We start from the raw sequence: 23,290 nt of genomic DNA, 5'->3' as shown, positions 1-23,290 counted from the left end.
AAATGCGTCAGTGATTATGGAATTCACTGTGTATATATGACTTCCAGTTTACCACCACATCTGTTTCTCCCAGGGGTTATTCATTCTTCAGGCGGTAGTTCAATCTGCAGGCCTTCCACATGTTTACGTCCCATTAATTTGCGTTTCTTGCGGTTTTCTTTTGTCTCCAGCACAATGTCCAGATCATAATCGTCACCCGGATATAACTCATCGGCAGATATATGCAGGGTCAGGCGTTTTTTATGGATTTTGACTTTGCGTCCACGTAGCATGACCCCGATATTTCCACGGCTATCCTCCACATCACATACGATTCCCGACTGATTCAGATAGGCCGCATACACCCGATCCCCTTTGCGAAACGTTTTGGCAGGAGCAAGAGAATTCGACTCTCTGGTTGTTCTCTGTTTGTGGAGACCGATTGAATTTTTGGATTGCTTCGTCTGATTCAACTGATTCCGCTTGGATAACTCTGTCGGGTCGTCTGCCTCCTTAGCGGAACGCTCCGGCGTCAGGATCGGAGTTTTCATAGGAGGTGACGTGAACACCATTGTACGATCTCTCGAAATACTTTGATCTGACAGGGACTTGGAACGCTCGATAATTCGCTGTGGCATGCCCAGCTTTAATGCGATGGAATAAGCATAGCTCTCACCAGCTTCTCCGATACGCAATCGATACAGCGGCTGGAGAGTAACGGTGTCAAATTCCATACGGGCATTTTCGAATCCTGGCGTGGCCGCAGCAAAATGTTTGATTTCACCAAAATGGGTTGTCGCCACAACGGTTGCTCCGCGGCTGTGCAGCTCCTCCAGCATGGCAATGGACAGTCCGACACCTTCACCGGGATCTGTGCCGGAAGCCATCTCATCAATAAGCACCAAGGTTGACGTATTGGCCTGTTCCAGTATGCCAATCATATTGCGAATGTGTGCTGAGAATGTACTGAGTGCCTGTTCCAGACTCTGCCCGTCACCAATATCAACCGCTACCTCGTTATAAACAGCCATCTCGCCACCTTCCTCCACCGGAATAAGCAAACCGGATTGCATCATCAGGGTTAACAAACCAAGGGTTTTGAGTGCGACCGTTTTACCCCCGGTATTCGGGCCCGTAATAATGAGTGACGAATACGTCCTGCCAATGGCAAAATCAAGCGGAACCATGGAAGAACCCATGAACGGATGACGTGCACGTTGAAGGCTGATGTGGCCCTGAGTATTGACTTGAACGGTACGTCCGTCCATGGTGGCCGCATATTTGGCTTTTGCAAACAGGAAGTCCAATACACCAACCGTTTCGGTGTTCAGTGCGATTTCACGGTTATACGATTCGGCCAGAGAGGTTAAATCACCGAGAATTCTCATCTCCTCTCGGGACTCCTCCGCTTGTAGAGCGGCCAATTCCATCTGCAGACTTACTAACTCAACAGGTTCAATATATACGGTTTGCCCGCTTCCGGATTCATCCAGCACACTGCCTTTCACCTGTTTGCGGGACTCTTTCTTAATGGGCAGAACGGTTCTTCCTCCGCGTTGGCTGATGACATGCTCCTGCATAATGGAACGATGTTTACTCACCAGAGAATCAAGCTTTCGTTTCATACGCTCCTCATTCACCGTCATTTTTTTGCGAATACGAGTCAGCTCCTTGCTTGCTTGATCCTGAATGCGTCCACTATGGATGCAGCGCTCGATCTCACGCAGCAAAGGTTCGATCAGAATCATGGATGCTGCATAGCGACTAACGGTGGGAGCGGCGTCAGATTTGCCCTCCATGTACTTCATGAGTTGTGCACAGCTCCGCAGGAACTGAGCAAGATGACTGAAGTCACGTTCACTGAATAGATAACCGGTGCCAAGCAGATCCATAATCGTTTCCATTCCGTCGAGTGAAGGGAGGGGGATACTGGCCCCGAAACGAATCAACGCAGCCGCTTCTGCTGTTTCTTCCAGGCGCAGCTGGATCAGGCGAGCATCTACCATCGGTTTTAGTTCTCTGGCATAACGTTTGCCCAGATAAGACAGGGCGCAGTCTGCAACATTTTTTTGAATTTGTGGATAACCCAGACTGTTTAATGTGCTCTCATTCATGCGTAATCTCTCCTTGAATTTGAATTGGGATTGCAGTTGACACGCGAAACATATTCCTGGAAAACGCAAAAAGGGCGGAGAATGAACAAACGTCATTCTCCGCCCTAAATATATGGGAAAGCAAAGTCCACTACAGGTCTATATTAAAAAATCCGCGCTGAACTCAGCGCGGAAATAGACCCGGACAATGACAATCCCGGAGGCGATTTATGATATCCGCTGTTCTTAACTAAGTACAGGGATCTGGCGCATCATGAAATACACGTATGCCATGTGGGCACAAGCGCAATGAAAGGCCAAACTCCTGAATATGAAACTTGGTTAGTTAAGAACATTCACCGACATTAAAAATCTCTCCTTTGATTGAGGAATATGCAACCAATATAAACTGGAAATTGGTTTGAAGTCAACCTTAGAATAAATGAGTGGACTTGAATAAGAATGGGTTTTAAAATAACAATAGTAAAATAATCCAATGAAAGCGATTTAATATAATAAACATACATATTAAAGGAGGATGCTCTTTTTGCCTAAGTATTTACTGCGTTTGCTCTGCTTTACCCTGATCCTCGGAGCCCTTCCCGTCATTGTTATTGGTTCGGTCTCGTACACGATTGCATCACGTGACATTGAGCAGAAAGTGCGTGAAAGCAACCTTCAGATATTGCATCAGACCCAAATGCGGGTAGAACAAGTTCTGCGCAGCCTGCAATTATCATCCATTCAGTATGTCAATTCACCCCTGGTACTTCAAGCGATGAAGAAACCGATGGACAGCAGCGATTTTCAGGAGATTCGTGACCTGACGTCAGGCTTTAACAACTTGCAAGCGGTTACGAACATTGACCAAGCCTATCTGGTTAATCTGGACGAAGATTGGGTTGTTTCGATGCGTTCTTTTGGCAAATTGGATGATTTCAGCATTCGGGACCGGATTGGTTCTTATCTGACCTACACTAACAGCCTGTTCTGGGTCACTCAAAATGCCAGTTCAGCCAAAGAAAGTGTACCCGTGTCAGCTGGCATGGGGGAACTGACACCCGAACAGGCACCTACTCTCATATCATCGGATAATGTGGTCAGTATGGTATTCAAAATCCCGATGATGCCAACGAATGTGAAACCAAAGGGATTTCTTGTGATTGATATCGCCGATACGGAAATAAGTACATTCTTGAGCCGAAATGCGAATTCCGGAGATATGTACGTTCTGGATCGGGAGCAGAAGTATTTTCTAAACGATGTGCAGCAAGATGGGAAATATGACATGCTCAATAAGGAAATTGATGAAATGGTGCAAACGACAGGCCAGCCAGAGGGGTTCTTCAGCTCAGAGGTGGAAGGTAACCAAGTGGCGGTTAGCTATAGGCAATCTCCACTTAATGGCTGGTTATACGTGTCCGTTGTATCCCTTGGGCAGATCACGGCCCAATCACAGAAAATTGCATTGGTTACCGGTGTCGCTACACTGGTCATGTTATGTGTAACGGGATTGGTCGCCATATACGGCAGTCGGCGGATGTATTCACCGATCTCCAGACTGCTACAATTTACGAAAGGGTTGGATTCCCCAGTTATTCCATCAGGACGCCGTCAGGATGAATTTATCTATATTGAGGAGCAATTGTCAACCTTGTTCAGTTCGGAGAAAACGATGCGTGAGCAGATGAAAGGGCAGCATGTACATCTCCAAGAGTTTTTTATGACCAAACTGCTAACAGGCAAAATCTCGGAAGAAGATTTCAGATATCAGGGAGAATTGTATGACTTCCCGACCGGGTGGACAAGTCTTGGCGTACTCATGCTCCAGATGGATACGTTGGAAGGGACCCGATATGAGGAACAGGATCGGGACCTGCTGCTGTTTGCTGTCAACAATATGGTAGGTGAACTCCTTCCTTCTGCAGTTCGGTTCACCCCGGTCATGCTGGATGATGCTCAAGTCACCGTACTTGCCTCTGAACTCACGGATGAGGTGAAGCTGAAGGAATGGATGCACACCCAGGCAGACTGGATTCGCGAACGTGTCGTGACCTATCTGAATCTGCCCGTAAGTATTGGCATCAGTCGTTCGTACACTTGTATTGGAGATACGCCAAGAGCGGTTCAGGAGAGCCGCGAGGCACTGCAAGGCCGGGTAAGTCTGGGCAGCCGTATTATTTTGCATTACGAGGATATACAGCCACGTGGTCAGATGGAGGCTGCGTTGTATACCCAGTTACGGATGATTGAAGATCAGCTCGCTTCTGCGCTCAAGCAAGGAGATGAAGAGAAGACAGACGCCTATTTTACGCAATATTTGGGGCTGCTTGCCGATAAGAAGCTTCATTTCAGTGAATACCCTGTCATCATGGTTCAGTTGCTGTCTCGTGTATATCAGCTTGTTCAGGAGCAAGGTGGAGATGTGGCTGAAGTACTGGGTGAAAAAGCATCCATGTCACATTTGCTAAAGTTGTCCACATTGGACGAAATGACCAATTGGTTCCGCAAGCGGCTGTTCCAGCCCGTCATCCGTTTTTGGCGAGAGCAGGAAGAATCTCAATACATGAATATTGCAAGGCGCATGATTCGTTTGATCGAGGAACGTTATGATCGTGAATTATCGCTGGAGGCCTGTGCCGCTGAGCTTAATTTTCACCCTGTCTACCTAAGTCGGGTATTCAAGAAGGAAGCCGGAGTCAATTTTACGGAATATCTCGCTGAGTACCGTATGGAAAAAGCGAAGACCTGGCTGCAAACAACAAATCTTAAAATATCAGAGATTGCGGAGAAATTAAACTATACCAATCCGACCGCATTTATCCGTACGTTTCGCAAAATCACAGGAACTACCCCCGGCAAGTACCGGGAGCAGCAGCGATAAAACAAGCCTGTTCTGCCTGCCATGGAGGCAGGCTTTTTCATGTTCAGGTGTAGGGAAAAGGCCACACTTATCCATGAAGTTAAGACAGGAATATGGAGGTTAAAAGCAGTTCATTGCGCCTTTCATTTCTGTGAATGAAATCAGATAAACCCTTGCTGCATAAGGAATAACAAAAGGCTAAAACGAGACGATAGCCAGTCATAGGTTTATCCTCCACAATGAAGATATGAATTCAGGAAGTGATCTTTTGTAATCGTTTCCAATGTGGGGAGGAAGACACTATGAAAGCCGAAACGGCGGCTCGAACACGGCCCGCTACCCGCAGTGACAAAAACCTGCTGTGGAGGGACATTATCAAAAACCGGTGGCTGTATATCATGTTAATACCGGGTGTGCTTTACTTTGTTATTTTCAAATACATACCCATGTATGGCATCACGATGGCTTTTCAAGATTACACGCCTTACAAGGGCATCTTGGGGAGTGACTGGGTAGGGTTCAAACATTTCCAGCGTTTCTTCGGAGAACCCCAGTTCTGGACATTGTTTCGAAATACGTTTTTACTCGCCATTTATAACATTGTGTTCTTTTTCCCGCTGCCGATTGTACTGGCACTCATGATGAATGAGGTTCGCCGTGAACGTTTCAAACGATTTGTACAAACGCTTGTTTATGTTCCGCACTTTGTTTCCTGGGTTGTTGTTGTCGGTGTGTTCTACATGCTGTTCACAACCGAGGGCGGTGCGATTAATGAATTGCTCTATAACCTGACTGGACAAAAAGTGGCGTTCCTGCTTGAACCCGGATGGTTCCGTACGATGATTGTTGGACAATCCATCTGGAAAGAAGTCGGTTGGGGCACGATTATCTTCCTTGCTGCACTTTCCGGTGTTGATACACAACTCTATGAAGCTGCACGGATTGATGGTGCCAATCGCTGGCGCCAAACCTGGCACATTACGTTGCCGGCCATTCGCAGTACAATCGTCATTTTGCTTATTCTGCGTCTGGGTAATTTCCTGGATACAGGCTTTGAACAGATCTTCCTGATGCTGACTCCGACGAACCGGGATGTGGGCGAGGTATTTGATACCTACGTGTACACGAAGGGGCTCACCCAGGCACAGTACAGTTATAGTGCTGCTGTCGGGTTGTTCAAATCGGTTGTCGGGCTGGCGCTTGTCCTTGGTGCCAATACGCTGGCCAAAAAATTCGGGGAGGAAGGCGTCTACTAACCCTCGGGAGCAGACGTTCTTCACCAGACAGGAGTGAACATTAAGATGCAACAGGATAAAACGTGGGGCAACCGGATCTTTGATTTTCTCAATCACGGCTTGCTGCTGTTGATTGGTATCGTGACGGTCATACCGTTCATTTATATTTTGGCCGTATCGTTTACCAGTCCACATGAAGTGGCCAAGGGAGGATTTATTCTTTTTCCAAAAGAGTTCTCTCTGGCTGCATACCGCTACATTTTCTCAACGGATACCTTGATTCGCAGTCTGGGTGTATCGGTCTACATTACGGTGATTGGTACCTTTATTAACCTGTTGTTTACGTCACTTATGGCGTATCCGCTCTCCAGAAGATATTTGCGTGGACGCCAGCCCATTTTGCTGGGTGTATTGTTCACGATGCTCTTCAGCGGCGGAATGATTCCAACGTACTTTGTCGTGAAATCTTTGCACCTGACGGATACATTATGGTCGCTGATGCTGCCTACCGCTATTAGTGCGTTTAACTTGATTGTACTGAAAAACTTCTTCCAGGCTATTCCCGATGAACTGGAGGATGCAGCCAAAATTGATGGATGTAACGATGTCGGCGTATTGTTCCGGATTGTACTGCCGTTGTCCATGCCAGCCATGGCGACATTTTCACTTTTTTATGCAGTGGCCCACTGGAACAGTTTCTTCAGCGCTGTAATCTATATCAACGATAGTGAGAAGTGGCCTGTCCAAGTCTGGCTGCGTGAGATTGTCATTCTGGCACAGAGCCGAATCGGAGACACGAGTATCGAAGAGACCGAGATCCAGCCGCTTACCATTCGCATGGCGGTTATCGTATTCTCCACGATCCCGATTATGCTGGTGTACCCATTCCTGCAAAAGCACTTTGCAAAAGGAGTAATGCTGGGTTCGGTGAAAGGTTGAGTCTTCATATGCTTCAAAGTCAGTTCAATATGACAATTTAACTGTATAAAAAAAGGGAGGTTTTCATGTTATGAAAGCAACAAAAAAGAAAGCCGTAGCTGTCTTGAGCACACTGGCACTGGTGACAGGGTTGCTGGCAGGATGCGGATCAGACGAGGGTCAGGCTGCCGAGGGCGGCGTACAAAATGTATCCATAGCCATTGCACAGGTGGGTGATGTGCCAAGCAAAGGGAATGAAGTTCAGCAAAAGATTGAAGAGTATACCAACACCAAGCTGGATATCCAGTGGATACCGGCTTCGGCCTATAATGACAAAATTAACGTGATGATCGCTTCAAGCGATATGCCAAAAATTGTGAAGGTGCAGTATAATCCGACCGTGACCAGCGCTATGCGTAATGATGTGTTCTGGGAAGTGGGGCCTTTGCTGAAAGACTACAAAAATCTGTCGGCTCAGAACGAGCGTTTTTTTGACAACATCAAGGTAGAGGGCAAAATCTACGGGGTTCCAGTTTTCTCGGATATCGCTCGGGCCACGGTGATTTATCGCAAGGACTGGTTCGAGAAGCTGAATCTGAAGGTGCCAACCACACCGGATGAATGGTATGAAACGATTAAAACACTGGCAACCTCCGATCCAGATGGAGATGGTCAGGATAATACGTTTGGGTTGATGCTTTTCAAAAAATATAATGAGGACCAATATTCCTTCACGACGCGCCTGGGCGTAAGTTTTGGTGCACCTAACAAGTGGAAAGTTGAGGAGGATGGCAGCTTCACGCCTGAATTCATGACGCCGGAATATATGCAGGTGCTGGATCTGCTGAAACGGTTGTATGATGAGAAACTGCTGAACCAGGACTTTGCCGTATTCGATTCTACGGAAGCGGAGAAAAAGTATGATTCCGGTGTTGTGGGTATCCGTGTAGGTGTTGCTCAGAATGGAAAAAGTCAGCAAGAGCGTCTGTCCAAAAACAATCCGGATGGTGTGGTAGACATCGCTGGTTTGCTCGGACCGAATGGAGATCGTGTTGCAGGACAGACGGGTAACTCGGGCATTCTGGCATTCCCTAAATCGACGGTGAAATCGGAAGAAGAACTCAAGAATCTACTCTCCTTCCTGGATAAACTGATGGACCCTGAGATGGCTACCCTGCTGATGCGTGGTATGGAAGATAAACATTACACCAAAGTGGGCGAAGATCAGGTGGAGATGAGTGACTTCGATGCATTCCAGCGTGAAGTGAAACCTTACCGTGACAACCTTCCTTATGTGGAAGGGTATAACGTACCGAAGTTGAAGGATACGGAACTGGGTGAAAAAGGTACAGCACTTGCCAAGGAACTGGCGGAGCACGCTGTGCCAAACCCTGCGCTAACGTTATATTCCCCAACATATGGTGACCGCGGGGCGGATCTGGATCAGGTCATTGCAGATGCACAAACCAAATATATCATGGGCAAGATCGATCAAAGTGGCTGGGAAAAGGAAATTGAGAATTGGGGCAATGCGGGTGGAAACAAGATTCGTGAGGAATATGCCGAAGATTATAAAAAACAGGCTCAATAAAGAGCCGGAAGCGGAGGCTTGATCATGAAGGAAACATTGCAACTCACATCGGTGCGCATGGCACAGCAATTCATGGAAAGTTATCGCAACCATGAGCTGTACTCCACTTGGCATTATGAGAATGGCTGCTTTCTGAAAGCACTCGAGGAGCTGTACACGCACACCGGGGAGCAAAAGTATTTTGACTACATCCGTGAGCTAATGGATCATTTTGTTCAGGAAGATGGCTCGATTCGTTCCTATACGGTTGAGGAATATAACCTGGATCAGATCAATCAGGGAAAATCACTGTTCCTGCTGCATGAGAAAACGGGTGAAGAAAAGTACCGCAAAGCTGCGGATTTGCTTATGACTCAGCTCAAGGGACAGCCACATACGAGTGAAGGCGGATTCTGGCACAAAAAGATTTACCCTTTCCAGATGTGGCTGGATGGTTTGTATATGGCTACTCCATATCTCACCCAGTATGGCGCGGTAACGGGTGAAGAGAAGTGGTTCGACAAGGCGGCTCTGCAGCTCTTGCTGGTGGAGCAACGTACACGTGATCCGCGTAGTGGTCTTTTGTACCATGCCTGGGATGAGAGCAAAGAGCAGCGTTGGAGTTCGGGGGAGACGGGATGTTCTCCACATGTCTGGAGCCGGGCGATGGGCTGGTATGTGATGGCGGTTGTGGATACACTGGATCATCTGCCGGTAGATCATCCGCAGCGAGGGCAGATCGTGGGCATCTTCGAACGGGTAGCAAACGCATTAGTACATGTTCAGGATCAACAGACCGGACTATGGCCACATCTGCTGGATCAGCCGGGAAGAGAGCGGAACTATCTGGAGGCTTCAGGCACCTCAATGTTTGTCTATGCATTTGCCAAGGGTGTGCGTAAAGGATATCTGAGCGGCAAGTTCAAAGCGGTTGCGGAAAAAGGGTATCAGGGTCTGCTGCAGCATCTGCTGCAAACGGATCGTGAAGGCGTACTGTCCTTGACGCAGTGTAATGGCGGAGCCGGTCTTGGAGGAAGCCCGTATCGTGACGGGTCCTATGAGTATTATGTGACCGAGTCCATTCGGATCAATGATCCGAAATCGGTTGCTCCGTTCATTTTGGCAGGGGTGGAGATTGAACTGGCGTAATGCTGGTTCTTCTCTCTAAATTATTTATGATAGCGCATACATGGCTGGTGTGAGTGAAATGAGGCAAGTTTGCTGAACAAATTGGCTATCCAAAAGGAGAGATGGTTCATGAGTCCAAAAGGTCCAATGTCCCGTTTAGGCGGAATCGTTGTAATTGGTGCAATGTCCGCTGGATTGCTTGCAGGTTGCGGGGGAGAAAAAGCGCCTGCTGCAGGGGAAGGTAAACTTCCCATTTCCATCTCTTTAATGCAGGTAGGTGATATACCGGCCAAGGAGAATGGGATTGAACAGAAGATTGAGGAATATACCAATACGGATGTCAATGTACAGTGGATTCCGCAGTCTGCTTTTGATGATAAAGTGAACGTTATGGTTGCATCGGGCGAGATGCCGACCATTATGCGTGTGAATTATGTACCGACAACGTTTAATGCCGCCAAAACGGGACTGTTCTGGGAACTGGGGCCTTACTTGAAGGATTATAAGAACCTGTCTGCCCAATCCGAGGCTTATTTTAACAATATCAAAATTGAAGGCAAGATCTACGGTATTCCGAACTTCCGGGATATTGGACGGACTGCGATCGTATATCGCAAGGACTGGTTCGATACATTGAAGCTGGATATACCCAAAACGCTGGATGACTGGTATGAAGTGATGCGCTCTATTCGTAAGGATGATCCAGACGGGAATGGTAAGGAAGATACGTACGGTGCACTGTTATTTAAGAAATATAACGAGGGAGTCTCTTCGCCACTGACGCGTATTGCTGTAAGTATTGGCGGTGTCAACAAATGGGGTGTGGATGATGCTGGGAAACTGACCCCGGAGTTCTTGACTCCGGAATATGTGGATACGATGAAACTCTTCAAGCGATTGTTCAGCGAGGGGCTGATTAACAGTGACTTCCCTGCCCTTGATCCTTCGGATGCAGACAAAAAAATGGATTCGGGCCTCGTTGGCATGAAGCTGAACGGTGTGGCTCAGAACGGAAAATCTTCTCAGCAACGGCTTACGCCAAATGCTCCGGATGGAGAGATTGATGTAGCTCCGTTCCAGGGACCCGATGGTATTCGCATCGCCGGAGAGCCTGGAAACTACGGAATGCTGGTCATTCCGAAAGCATCCGTTACAGATGAGGAGCAACTGAAGAAGGTCCTTACGTTCCTGGATCAGTTGATGGATGAGGAACTGAGCACGTTGCAGCTCCGTGGATTACTCGATGTGCACTATACCAAGACTGCGGATGGAAAAACCGAACTCAAGGATTTTGACGCCTATCAGCGTGAAGTGAAGCCATATCGGGATAATTTGTTAAGCATTGAAGGTTATAACGTGGCTGAACTGGTCGATGTTCCCATTGGTATGAAAGGTACAAAGATGGCGCGTGAAAATGAGCAGTACGCCATTCCCAATCCCGCGCTCACCTTGTCTTCGGCGATCTATACCGAGCGTGGTCAGGAGCTGGATCAGATGATCTGGGATGCGCAGACCAAGTACATTATGGGTAAAATCGATGATGCAGGTTGGGAGCAGGAAATTGCAAGCTGGAGAAAAGCCGGTGGTGATCAATTGATCACGGAATTGGAAGCATCCTATAAGGAATTAAACGGAAAATAAAGCTTAGTGAGAAAAAAAGGTTGATCATTTGGAATGATATGGTTTATTCTATGAGTGAGTTCATTTTCCAATATCATAAGAAAGACCACACCCTTAAAGCATAAGGCTATGAATCTGCGGATTCATGGCCTTTTTTTGTTTTAAGCGAATCAAGTGGGTCTATGGAAGGAGCGTTGCAAGCCTTGAAGTGATGGGGATGGACGAAAAATAATACCAATAGCCTAGTACAACATGGTAGAATATTGATTATTATGGCAAATTTAGGTTTTGGTTATGAAGAGAAGTGACTAGGTTGACCAAGTAAAGCATCCCCATACTAAGGTACATAGGAGCGTGAGTAGATTGAAGAAGCAGATTGAAGGACACGAGAAGAAAAAAAGGAACGGTTGGATCGTCGGGTTGTTAACGACAGCTGTATTGGCAGCAACACTATTACCGATTGGCCCCGTACATTTGACGTCAATAGCGAATGCGGCGTCGGTAACAAGTGATACTGCCCTTAGCAAGTTCAAAGATATCAAGGGCCACTGGGCTCAAGCAACAATTGCCAAAGCTTATGAAAAAAACTTGATCTCTGGATACCAAGATGGAACGTTTCGTCCTAATGGCAAAATCACGCGTGGGGAATATGCGACCATACTTGCCCGCGCGACTGGACTGGAGAAGGTAGAGGGGCAGAATCCCTTTGCTGATCTCAAGGGGCATTGGTCTGAAGCGGCGGTTAGCCAGCTTGTCGGACAAGGATTCATTAACGCTGGCGATTATCCCAAAGGCTTCAATCCAAATGCGGAACTAACGCGTTACGAGATGATGAAATGGATTGCCAATGGATTGATCAAGTCCGGGAGCAGCTTTCAAGATGCTTTTAACGATACGAAAAACACACTGCTTCCCACACCGGAAGTGAACCGTGGCACCGTTCGTGCCGAGCAGATTCCGTATCTTGCCCTTGTTCGCGGGACAGGCATTGTCGGTGGCTTTCAGGATGGCACATTAAAACCCGCGGATTCCACCACACGTGCAGAAGTATCGGCCATTTTGCTGCGTTATATGGACGTAGAGGGCACGGATGCCGGGAAATATAGTGATCTGAATGAAATGAGAGAGGTCGGCACGACGGGTACGAATTTAACGACGATTAGTAATTATTTTTATACCAAAAATTCAGTTAAGGTAAGTGATATATCTAAGGGAGATATAAAACTTTCTAACAAATCAGGAGTGCTTACACTTCATAGGTTTATTGTGGTGAAGGTTCAAAATGGTAAACCTCAAGGAGTATATAGTAGACTTTTTGTGGAATCTAATATCTCGAGTGGCGACTATTATTTAACATTTGCTGATTTATCTTTTATATCAAATACAGATAAGTCAGATTTGATTACCTACAGTAGTGGTTTAAGCAACGGATTACTAAGTTTTAGACGTCTAGATTTAGAATTTGCTGATAAGAACGGATTCAAAACTATTCCTAATAGCCCTAAAGAACTCATCATAAAAGGGAAAAAGGTTAGATTTTGGACAAGGTCAACTTTAGATTATAAAATTGGATCGTATCATGTTAAAGCTGAAGATGTAGGAGAAATGAAAATACAAAATATGTACCAGTAGTGAGGTGATAGCAATTCTATGAGAATACGAATGCGGCTGTCCGTATTCATTTGGTCCAGAACATTGCTTGTATTATTCCTAATAAGTTCTTACCTGATTGGGCTATCTATAAATGATTTTGTTTACGCTTCTAACGATCCGTACGGTCCAAAATCTATGAAAAGTCCTGTTCTCAAATCTATTCAAGCTGAGAAAACAGTGGGTACACCAGGGGTATATTGGTACCAGGTTGATGATGGAAGATTTAGAGCGGATCACAGTGGTGGTCCCACATATTCCAATAATGCAGGAAGTTGTACAACTCCTTATCCTGCATTGAAGGAGGTACCAGATAGTGTTGACTTTTCACGGTGGCCAGCCGTTTCTTGGCCTGAATATAACGGCAATACATTAACCTCTTCTAGTTTTAAAGAAGTAAAAATTAAAAGTGTAGAATATCAAACACCGCCTAATCAACAATCGTACACTGGCGTGGGAAGAACAGTTATTACACCTCCAAGCACAGTTGTTGGAATCAAGACATTAACTGGTGGAAATCATGAATGGACTCAGAATGATCCATTTGAAAATGGGGGAAGAACAACGGCAGGATGTCCTAAGCATAATGTTTCTTATTTTACACCAATGGATATCATCTGGGAGGGTGATTTGGAGGAAGAGAAAGAAATCGATGTAACTCCAGATAAAACTCTTACCCTAGGTCAAACCCAGCAGATGGAAGCCTTGGTGAAGACTAAGGGCTATGGTGCGACAGCCTTTGGTGAGGGCATCGACGTGTCACGAAGAGAAGCGGAGATCAAATGGTTTTCTTCTGACGAGACAATTGCGAGTGTAGAGTTGAAAACAGGGATGTTAACGGCCGAGAGTCCAGGCACAGTCACTGTGCGTGCGATCTGGAACAACGGTACATACCTGATTTCGGATACTGCAACCATAACAGTCACGTCGGAACCAGGGCTCGTTGTGAATCTGCCGAATGCTTGTAAAGCCAATACGACACCGCTACAGGCAGAAGCAGTTCTAACCAAACCGGATCGCACTGTTCATAAGCTGACGGCTCATCCCAAATTGACTTGGCAGAGTTCGAATCCAACTGTGGCAACGATTGGCGCAGACGGCAAAATTACAACAAAAGGGATCGTGGGCAGCACTACCATCAAAGCCCATTTTCTTGATACTGCTCAGCAACTGGATGAACAAGGGACTCAGGTGCTTGAGGTGAAGGACTGTACGGATAATGGAGAAGGGGGGAATGATGGTGATCCGGGGGGCGATCCTGTGAACGCTTGCTCTGTGACCATCAGCCCACCTAGTAGAGGCACGGTTATTGAAGCATTGGTTATGGACCCGTCTGTTCGAGGTGTGTTGAAGGCGGATGATCGGGGATCTGAGAAGTTCGATGTTACCCGTGGTATTCCGACCTCGGAAGATCTCTATGCCAATGTCTTGGCCAAGGAATATCTGTTTCAGCACCGTTGGGTTAACATGACAGGAACGGTGACTTACAAGGTTCCTGTGAAAAGGGTTTATCATAAAACCTGGACGATTCCGGGAAGAGCTTCTAGTGGTGAGGGGGATCCAGGAACACCTCCTGAGCCCAGAGAACTTGACGTCCCTGGAGATAAAATCATGCAAGTAACAAGGACATATAGCTATTGGCAGATCGATAATCTGGAGGTATACAAGTTAAATGAGGCAAAGGTATCTAACTATGCGCTAGGTGGTTATGGTGACACCGTGACCCTGACGCCCAATGCATATACTCCACCGACTTTGCAATCGGCTATGGATACTGTGGTTAACACTCATGTGAAACCTGCGCCATGTCAAGAAATTGATCTTGGCATCCAAGGGGTTCCAGGTGGCTCCGATGAACCGCCTACGCCAGATGAAACGTCATTGTTTCAATCTGAAGCTGAAGCGAAGGTTAGAGAGAACACGGTCAATAACGACAAGGTAACCTTTAATGGGGCGACGATTATGGACCCCGCTCCAGTAGCAAAATCAGCTCGGCAACCGGGAACGATCCCCCAGCCGGGCATGATTGGGGATCTTGTTCTATACCAGAACCGACTGACGATCAAGAACACATTGGTGAACAAAGCCAACCAGCCGACCACTGGTGAAATTTCTTACGATTTGCTCCCTGGCAATGTTAACGGTGGGCAGGATCAGAAGTTCCCCATTCTGGGCATCAACTCGGTGACAGTGCATACTCCAGTTGTGAACTATGCCTGGGTATCCGATGATCAGCCGCATAACCAGAAGACTACGCCTGATCCGACCAGAGCTGCACTTATTCTAGAGCGTCCATTTGTTGTACGAATTCCAACTTCAGGTCAACATTTGGATATAGGGAGTTACCCTGGTTATGGAAACCATGATTATGCAAAATATTTTCGGATCAAACAGGTTCGTTTCCCATTCGATGTTTATAATGAAGCCAGAAGCCAGTTCATCCCGGCCATGACTTGGGTGGATATTCCGGTAAATCAATTAGATACCCCTTTTTATCTCCCTGTATGGGTAGATGAAGGGAACTATCAGATAGAGTTTCGTAATATTGCCGAAAATGCACCTGCAAACTTTACAGAACAACAGGATGCCAACACAAATCTGACCCATCATGTTGCAGCAGATACCGTTGCTGTAGAGGTTATCGGACGATTGTATGATTTTCACATCACGGATATTTCAGACTACAACTGGGAGAATGTGTTCCGCAAGCGGATGGGCAGCCCCGAACCAACGGGTGTGAGCTACTGGATCGGTGGAAATAGTATCGACGGAGATCCCCGAGGTAATTTGGCTCCTTATGTCCTGCCTATTCGTCCCGGCAGTCATCCGGTACAAGGCTTCCGAAATGCAGCGGTGAAGACGGGTTACCATTTCAAGTTTGATCTGAAGACCAAAGGTAATATGTTTGGGAAACAGGATGGTATCCGAATCACGCCAACGTTCTCTTTTGTGAGCAAAGATGGCACCACCCGGCAAGAAGTGGATTTATACTACCATCGGGGACAGGAACGACTTATTCGTATCGGATCGGCACAGGATTTAGAGAAACGCTTTGTTGTGCTGAACTCACGGTTGCGGAATGTACCCGGTACGGAGTTGGGGGATACGGCGCGCTACCAGTATACCTATGAACTGTCGGAGGAAGAACGTATTCAAGGGTCACTCGCCGAACATATGGTTCGTTTCGTGGATCAGACCTCTCATTATAAAACGTGGGTAGGTCGGTATAACTGGATGATTCTCCCTTCACAGATCCGCACACTTATTGGCCCAAAAACAGATATTCCCGCCAGTGTTAATGTGGATCGGGCGAATGCAGCGATTCAGCGCTGGTATGGGGAGTATAGCTTGCCAGCCGATGTATATGCAGCGCCCAAAGGAACCGATCTCGAATCCCTTGCCAGACAAAACCAGTTGGATGACAAGTCAAAGGTATTTCTGAGGGACGGTTACATTGTAGTGAACTTCAACATCGAAACGTTGCGCAGTGGCAATACGAATGCACCCCATCTGCAATATATTCATGCACCGTTGATGAATCAATGGCAAATGGAAGGTTTCGATTACAGCCCGGTAGATAGTCAGGGGAGAAGCTGGCCGATGCAAGATGGGGACGTGGTTTGGTACCACGCCGATCAATCCAGCCGTAATGATTTCCAATCCCAGGTACCGCATTAGAGAGAGGTTATCGATCCATTAAGAAGGCAGACGTTATGTGAATCTACATGACGTTTGTCTTCTTTTGTGTAATTGGGATTATGGTTGGGCATCAGAACGGGTATAAAGGGTAAGGAGCGCTCGTTCTATCCATATTCATAATTTTCTCAACGAGAGGGGAACAACACATATGATTGAAGAGGATAAGCAGGAACTATTGATTTCAGATGATACATACAGAGGAAGAGATTTAGGTGTCACCTTAGAAGCACAAGCCTGTCGCTTCAAAGTCTGGTCACCGTTAGCCGTTCAGATGGAACTACTTCTGTACCCGCCTTTGACAGGAGGGAACCCTGAGGAAGAGCCCAATCAACGGAAACAGCAGGCGATACCTATGCAAAAGAAAGAACAAGGCACATGGTTTCTGGAACTGGAGGGCGATTTAAGCGGCTACCGTTACATGTACAAGCCTACTTTCGAAGATGGACATTCGACCAATGCTGTAGATCCTTACGCACGAGCCGTGACCATGAATGGAGAAATGGGTGTAATTGTCAGACTGGAGCAGACACATCCGAACGGATGGAGTGAGGATATACGCCCCGAATTGACCAGTCCTGTAGATGCAGTCCTGTACGAACTGCATGTCCGTGATTTCTCCATTCACCCTTCGTCGGGAATAACGAATAAAGGCAAGTACTTGGCTTTTACCGAGACAGATCTGCGTGATTCGAAGGGCAACACACTAGGGATCGATCATTTGGTTGAACTCGGGATTACCCATGTGCATTTGCTACCCGTATTTGATTTTGCGACGGTGGATGAATCCAGAGTAGATGGTGATACGACGGATGCCTCCAACTATAACTGGGGATATGACCCGCTCCATTATAATGTGCCGGAAGGTTCCTATGCATCACGTGCAGACGACCCGGAGACACGAATTCGTGAGTTCAAATCCATGGTGCTTGCCCTTCATAACAAGGGAATAGGTGTCATTATGGATGTGGTGTATAATCATACGTTTGATACGGAAGGCAGCTCTTTTGAAAAACTTGTACCAGGGTACTACTATCGTCAAAACGCCGATGGGACCTATAGCAATGGTTCAGGTACGGGTAATGAGGTGGCTACTGAACGCGCCATGGTTCGCAAGTTTATCATCGACTCGGTCCGCTACTGGGCAGAGGAGTACCATGTGGACGGTTTTCGCTTTGATCTGATGGGCCTGATCGACACCACTACGATGAAACAGCTTGCAGCGGAATTGCATACCGAAGTGTCACCTTCCATTTTGTTATATGGTGAACCATGGGGCGCACTCGATTCGCCACTTGGGGATGATATGACCCTAAAAGGAACGCAGCGCGGGGCGGGTTTTGCTGTGTTTAACGATAATTTCCGCGGCGTGATCAAGGGAGACAGCGATGGAGTGGGTACGGGATTTGCGACGGGGGCGGACGGGAAAGAAGACGAATTGTGGACTGGCGTCGGGGGAGCCGTTCAGGATTTTACGGATGGTCCATCCGAGACGATCAACTATGTAACGGTGCATGATAATCTCAACCTGTGGGACAAAGTTGCACGTACACAAGGACTCCACGATACCTTGAATTTCCTCACCTATGACGAGGATGGGTGTATTCGCGGTTGCGAAAGTGTGGAAGAGGCTGTAGAGAAGGCTGAGCCTTACCTGCAGATTGATCCGGAACACATTCTGGAAAATGAGACCGTTAGGCGTTGTTTGCTTGCCAACGGTATTGTTCTAACCTCCCAGGGTGTACCCTTGATCGCCGCTGGAGATGAGCTGCTTCGCAGCAAATATGGGGATGCCAACAGCCACCAGAGTGGAGACGCAGTCAACGCCATACATTGGGAGCAAAAGCAGCTGTTCAAGCCAGTGTTTGACTATTACCGTGGGCTGATTCTTCTTCGGCGAGAGCATCCCGTATTTCGGCTTCGTACACGGGAAGAGATCGAGAAGCATGTTCGTCTAATCGAAAAAGATAATGGGCTACTGGCGTATGAACTGAACGGTACAGCAGCCAGCGATCCTTGGGAACGTATTGTCGTCATCTATAACGGTGCAAAGGAAAACCGAGACCTCTCTGTTCCCACAGGAACATGGAATGTAATTGTTGAGAAAGGACAAGCAGGCTTTGATACGATACGTACCGTACAGGACGGACAGGTAAATGTGTACGGGCTATCCATAACGGTGATGTATTCCAATTCCTGATCTACCCTAATCCTCAAGCAAGAGAATGTAGTGTGCTAGTAAAAGGGAGCGTGCTTAAATAAGGACATGTCCAATTGTCCTGTAGATTGGGTTGAAAATGAAAATGAGTCGTCCTTCCAATCGGAAGGGCGATTTTTTGTCGAGTTAAAGAGCGATGGCTCGACCATAAACAGGAGTTTGTTATACTCGGAAATACTAAAACATCCGCCAGTTCAATGCGTAGCTAAGTATAGATTTGTTTGGAAAGCAGATGACATCCTGTAATTTATTCTTGTATTTTTCAAACTTTTTTTGTCAGGACAGGTACATATGCTGTCAATCTATGTCACTTGTTTTCATATCCTATATTTTGAAAGCGATTGCTAATTGAATACACAAATTGAACCGATATGATGAGTACAGACAACCCCGGGTTGACAAATCCCGTCCCGCTCCGTAACATCGGGACAACACGAAAACAATGGATATAAAGGCGGTGGGAACGATGCCGGAATGGACTTCTTTTCGTTACGAAGGCAACGATCTTGGCTTAACATATACTCGTGCTGCAAGTACTTTTAAATTGTGGGCACCTACGGCACAACAGGTTGATATATTGATTTTTGAAGATGAAGGGCATTACAACGAGGAAGGTAAGGTGCAAGAGCATAAGGGTGAAAGGGAACATTCCTTGACACGTGATGCGGATGGAATATGGACTTTAGAGCTTACAGGCGATTGGGCAGGTTATTATTATATGTACCGTATCACTCATAATGATCAGCGGATTGAAGTCGTTGTTGATCCTTACGCGAGAGCGGTAACGGCCAATGGGCAACGAACGGCTATTATAGATCCTGACACCACCAATCCGGTCGATTGGGAACTGGATGTCAAACCTGCTTTTCTGCGTCCTGTCGATGCCGTGTTATATGAGTTGCATGTCCGTGATTTCTCCTCAGACCCACATGCCGATATTCCGTATAAGGGAAAATATCTGGCATTCACAGCATCCGGTCTGACGGATAGAGCAGGCAATAGTATTGGTGTAGACCATCTTGCCGAACTGGGAGTCACTCATGTACATCTTCTGCCTGTGGCGGATTATCAGACGGTGAATGAACTCGCTACAGCTGACGTTGGTTCCAATGTCCGAGCACCATACAACTGGGGATATGATCCGCAACATTATAACGTTCCCGAAGGTTCCTACGCTACCGACCCTCGTGATCCGGCAGTTCGAATTCGGGAGCTCAAATCACTCGTACAATCGCTGCACAGACAAGGTATTCGTGTTGTACTTGATGTTGTCTATAATCATACGTACAGCGTGGAAGAAGGACCGTTTGAACGGATCGTACCCGGCTATTATTACCGTTATCGGGAGGATGGCACCCTCAGTGATGGTTCCGGTGTAGGCAATGAACTGGCGACTGAGCGTCCAATGGTGCGAAAATATATTGTGGATTCTCTCCGATATTGGGCAGAAGAATATCATGTGGACGGATTTCGATTTGACCTTATGGCTCTAATAGATACGGAAACGATGAATGAATTGACACGCGAATTGCGGGAGCAGATCGATCCGGCATTTCTGATCTATGGGGAACCTTGGACGGGTGGAGATTCGCCTTTGGACCGCAAAACATTAAAAGGAACCCAGCGAGGTCAGGGATTTGCAGTATTTAATGATCATTTTCGCAGCGCAATCAAGGGGGATAGTGATGGAAGTGGCAGAGGGTTTGTCACGGGTGCCGGAGGACAGGAATATGAGATTCTCAGAGGATTAGCCGGGGCACTGGATGATTTCACATCTTCACCTGTGGAAGTTGTCAATTATGTAACTGCCCACGACAACCTCAATCTGTGGGATAAAATTGCAACAACCATGAACCTAAGACATGAATTAGGATTTCCCGTATGGAAGGACGGACAGCCCGTGGGTGGTGGGAGTGCTGAGTCCGCTGTAAAAGCAGCAGATCCTTATCGGTATGTGGATGCAGATAATGTTTTGGATGATGAGATGGTTCGACGCTCGTTACTGTCTTCCGGCATTCTGCTGACTTCTCAAGGCATTCCGTTCCTGCATTCAGGGGATGAGTTGCTCAGGTCCAAAGCCGGTGATCATAACAGTTATCGGAGCGGGGATGCGGTGAACGCCATCACATGGGCCAACAAATCACGGTTCAGACCGGTGTTCGACTACTATCGTGGTCTTATTCACCTGCGTCGCACACATCCCGCTTTTCGTATGATTGATGCTGAACAGGTACGAAATCACCTTCGTGTAATTCGTGCGGATGGTAATGTAGTTGCCTATATGCTTCAGGATGGTGCGAATCAGGACACCTGGAATCAGATTATGGTCATTTATAACGGCACGGAACATGAGCAGCATGTGGACCTGGGAGAAGGGGACTGGCATGTCGTAGTCAATGCTCATCAGGCAGGTACAGATCGGATTGAGACTGTTCGTGGTACTGTGCAGATAGAACGATGGTCATTGATGGTACTGTATGACACAGAGCGTGCTGGAGGCGCTGAGCCGTCAACAGTGGAGATTAGTTTTCCTCGCCAGGTATACAGTCCGAAGGAGACCACGCAACTGCGAGCAATCGTACGGGACAGCATTGGCAATGTGGTAGAAAAAGCCCCGGTTACCTGGACTTCTTCTGATCCGGATATTATTCAGATCCAGCCTGATGGAACAATCCATGCACTGGAACGAGGGGAAGCTTCAATTACAGTCCACTGTGGGGACATAACGGCAAGTTGTATGTTACAAGTGGATTACCGTCATGCTGAACGAATTGAAATTGTGGGCGAACCCGTCATGTACATGACCCGCATCAGCCGCTTCCGTGCCTTGGTCCTTGATCAATTTGGTCAGCCGCTACAGGATTCGAATGTACGCTGGAGCTCTTCTCACCCTGAACTTGCAGCGGTGAGTGCGGCAGGGATCGTACGTGCGATGACACCCGGAGTAACCCATATTATTGCTGAAGCAGGAGGAATCCGCGCAACTCTTGCCGTGACGATTCATAAACAGATTTCGCGAACCGTCACGCTTCGATACGAGCGGGAAGACCAGCAGTATGAAGGTTGGGATGTCTGGGTATGGGGCACTGGTATGGAGGACGGAGCAGTACAGCTGGAACGAGTCGGAAATGCCGCTGAAGCCCGCTTTCGCGTTGCTCCGGGTCTGCATCACCTGGGATTGATCATTCGATTGAACGAATGGGAAGCTAAAGATACGTGCGGAGACCGTTACGTGGACATTGTACCTGAAGATGGGGACGTGCACATTATTGTCCGTAGCGGGTCAGACGAGATGCAGATCATTCGCGAAAGCGAAAAAACGGAAGATCGTGATAGCGCATAGTTTCTTTATTTATAACTTTGAACGTAGTTCGTCAAACCCTTGCTAAACCAGCAGTTGGAAGAGATTCCGACTGCTTTTTTGGTCTGAATACACGGAGAACAGCTTAGCCGAAAATAAAGAATTGTCCTGTTTCGTGTTTGAGATCCTTCATCATTGGGGTAAATATAGATATGGCCCACGATTCGGCCAACGAAAAAAAGACCATTATGGTCTATAGCGAAGCTTTAACGCTTTCCAACAAATATAATGTAGTGATCCCTTGAAGGAGGATGTTCAATCATGAAATCCAACGGAAAAATGGCTCAACTTACAGCAACGCCAAGAACGGAAAAGAAAGGTGCAGCACTGCGCTTGTTAAGACAAGGCGGACGAGTTCCTGCAGTCGTTTACGGCCCGGGACTTGAAGGTGCTTCAATACATGTAGATGAAAAAGAGATGCTGAAAGTGGCACGCACAGGCCGTTCCGAAATGTTCAACCTGAATGTTGAGGGTGGTAAAACGATTCCTGTACTGATCAAGGATCAGCAAGAGCGTAATGGACGTTTGCTGCATGTAGACTTTTTGCAGATTTCCAAGAACAAGCCAATCAGCGTAAGTGTATCGATCGACTTCCAGGGTACAGCAGCCGGTTCAAAAGCGGGTGGTGTATTCCAGACACAGGAGACACAGCTGGAGGTAGAAGGATTGCCTGCGGATCTGCCAACGTCCATTGAAGTTGATGTTAGCGGATTGGATATTGGTGATCGCTTGACTGCAGCGGACGTCAAACTGGATAAAGGTTTGACACTCGTAACATCTCCTGAATCAATCATCGCGTCCGTCATGCCGCCACAAGCGGCTGAGGAAGAGCCAACAGCTTCTGCTGATGAAGCCGCTGAACCAGCAGCTGAAGAAAAAGCTGAAGAAGAATAAGCCAAGCTTGGTGATCTCATCAGACCCCATGCTTAGCCGAAGCCCAGTCCCCGGACTGGGCTTTT

General features: G+C 47.2%; 12 protein-coding genes. 11 read left to right on the top strand and 1 reads right to left on the bottom strand.

Going from position 1 to position 23,290, the window contains the following annotated elements; all coding sequences use genetic code 11:
* Positions 1 to 80: 80 nt before the first annotated feature.
* The gene (locus tag NLBNIHML_RS10210) at positions 81 to 2,093 is read right to left on the bottom strand and encodes an endonuclease MutS2 (protein ID WP_494354322.1); all 2,013 of its coding nucleotides are present in this window, start codon (positions 2,091 to 2,093) and stop codon (positions 81 to 83) included.
* A 526-nt stretch (positions 2,094 to 2,619) separates the two neighbouring features.
* Between NLBNIHML_RS10210 and NLBNIHML_RS10205 the strand changes: the two genes are divergently transcribed.
* The 11 genes from NLBNIHML_RS10205 (at position 2,620) to NLBNIHML_RS10155 (ending at position 23,225) form a co-directional block, all read left to right on the top strand.
* Complete coding sequence (locus NLBNIHML_RS10205) at positions 2,620 to 4,956, top strand: AraC family transcriptional regulator (RefSeq protein ID WP_494354321.1); 2,337 nt, start codon at positions 2,620 to 2,622, stop codon at positions 4,954 to 4,956.
* Between the two features lie 281 nt (positions 4,957 to 5,237).
* Positions 5,238 to 6,191, top strand: a complete 954-nt coding sequence (locus tag NLBNIHML_RS10200) for an ABC transporter permease (RefSeq protein WP_017686861.1) — start codon at positions 5,238 to 5,240, stop codon at positions 6,189 to 6,191.
* Between the two features lie 45 nt (positions 6,192 to 6,236).
* The gene (locus NLBNIHML_RS10195; RefSeq protein ID WP_124115652.1) at positions 6,237 to 7,109 is read left to right on the top strand and encodes a carbohydrate ABC transporter permease; all 873 of its coding nucleotides are present in this window, start codon (positions 6,237 to 6,239) and stop codon (positions 7,107 to 7,109) included.
* Between the two features lie 70 nt (positions 7,110 to 7,179).
* Positions 7,180 to 8,679, top strand: a complete 1,500-nt coding sequence (locus tag NLBNIHML_RS10190) for an extracellular solute-binding protein (RefSeq protein WP_342570853.1) — start codon at positions 7,180 to 7,182, stop codon at positions 8,677 to 8,679.
* Positions 8,680 to 8,703: 24 nt separating this feature from the next.
* Positions 8,704 to 9,807, top strand: a complete 1,104-nt coding sequence (locus tag NLBNIHML_RS10185) for a glycoside hydrolase family 88/105 protein (protein ID WP_494354320.1) — start codon at positions 8,704 to 8,706, stop codon at positions 9,805 to 9,807.
* 108 nt (positions 9,808 to 9,915) lie between these two features.
* Complete coding sequence (locus NLBNIHML_RS10180) at positions 9,916 to 11,427, top strand: extracellular solute-binding protein (RefSeq protein ID WP_494354319.1); 1,512 nt, start codon at positions 9,916 to 9,918, stop codon at positions 11,425 to 11,427.
* A gap of 342 nt (positions 11,428 to 11,769) precedes the next feature.
* A complete protein-coding gene (locus NLBNIHML_RS10175) occupies positions 11,770 to 13,038 on the top strand; it encodes an S-layer homology domain-containing protein (protein ID WP_494354318.1) in 1,269 nt (422 codons plus the stop codon).
* Between the two features lie 18 nt (positions 13,039 to 13,056).
* Complete coding sequence (locus NLBNIHML_RS10170) at positions 13,057 to 16,734, top strand: DUF5704 domain-containing protein (RefSeq protein WP_494354317.1); 3,678 nt, start codon at positions 13,057 to 13,059, stop codon at positions 16,732 to 16,734.
* A 169-nt stretch (positions 16,735 to 16,903) separates the two neighbouring features.
* Positions 16,904 to 18,952 carry a type I pullulanase gene (pulA, locus tag NLBNIHML_RS10165; RefSeq protein ID WP_494354316.1) on the top strand — a complete coding sequence of 683 codons (2,049 nt, stop codon included), beginning with the start codon at positions 16,904 to 16,906 and terminating at the stop codon, positions 18,950 to 18,952.
* Between the two features lie 484 nt (positions 18,953 to 19,436).
* Entirely contained in the window at positions 19,437 to 22,313 is a 2,877-nt protein-coding gene (gene pulA / locus NLBNIHML_RS10160) for a type I pullulanase (RefSeq protein WP_494354315.1), read from the top strand.
* A 279-nt stretch (positions 22,314 to 22,592) separates the two neighbouring features.
* Positions 22,593 to 23,225 (top strand): 50S ribosomal protein L25, encoded by a 633-nt coding sequence (locus NLBNIHML_RS10155; protein ID WP_339236868.1) that lies wholly within the window; start codon positions 22,593 to 22,595, stop codon positions 23,223 to 23,225.
* Positions 23,226 to 23,290: the final 65 nt, after the last annotated feature.

This window comes from Paenibacillus sp. JNU01 (assembly GCF_059130585.1).
This window is presented reverse-complemented; position numbering and strand designations above follow the sequence as displayed.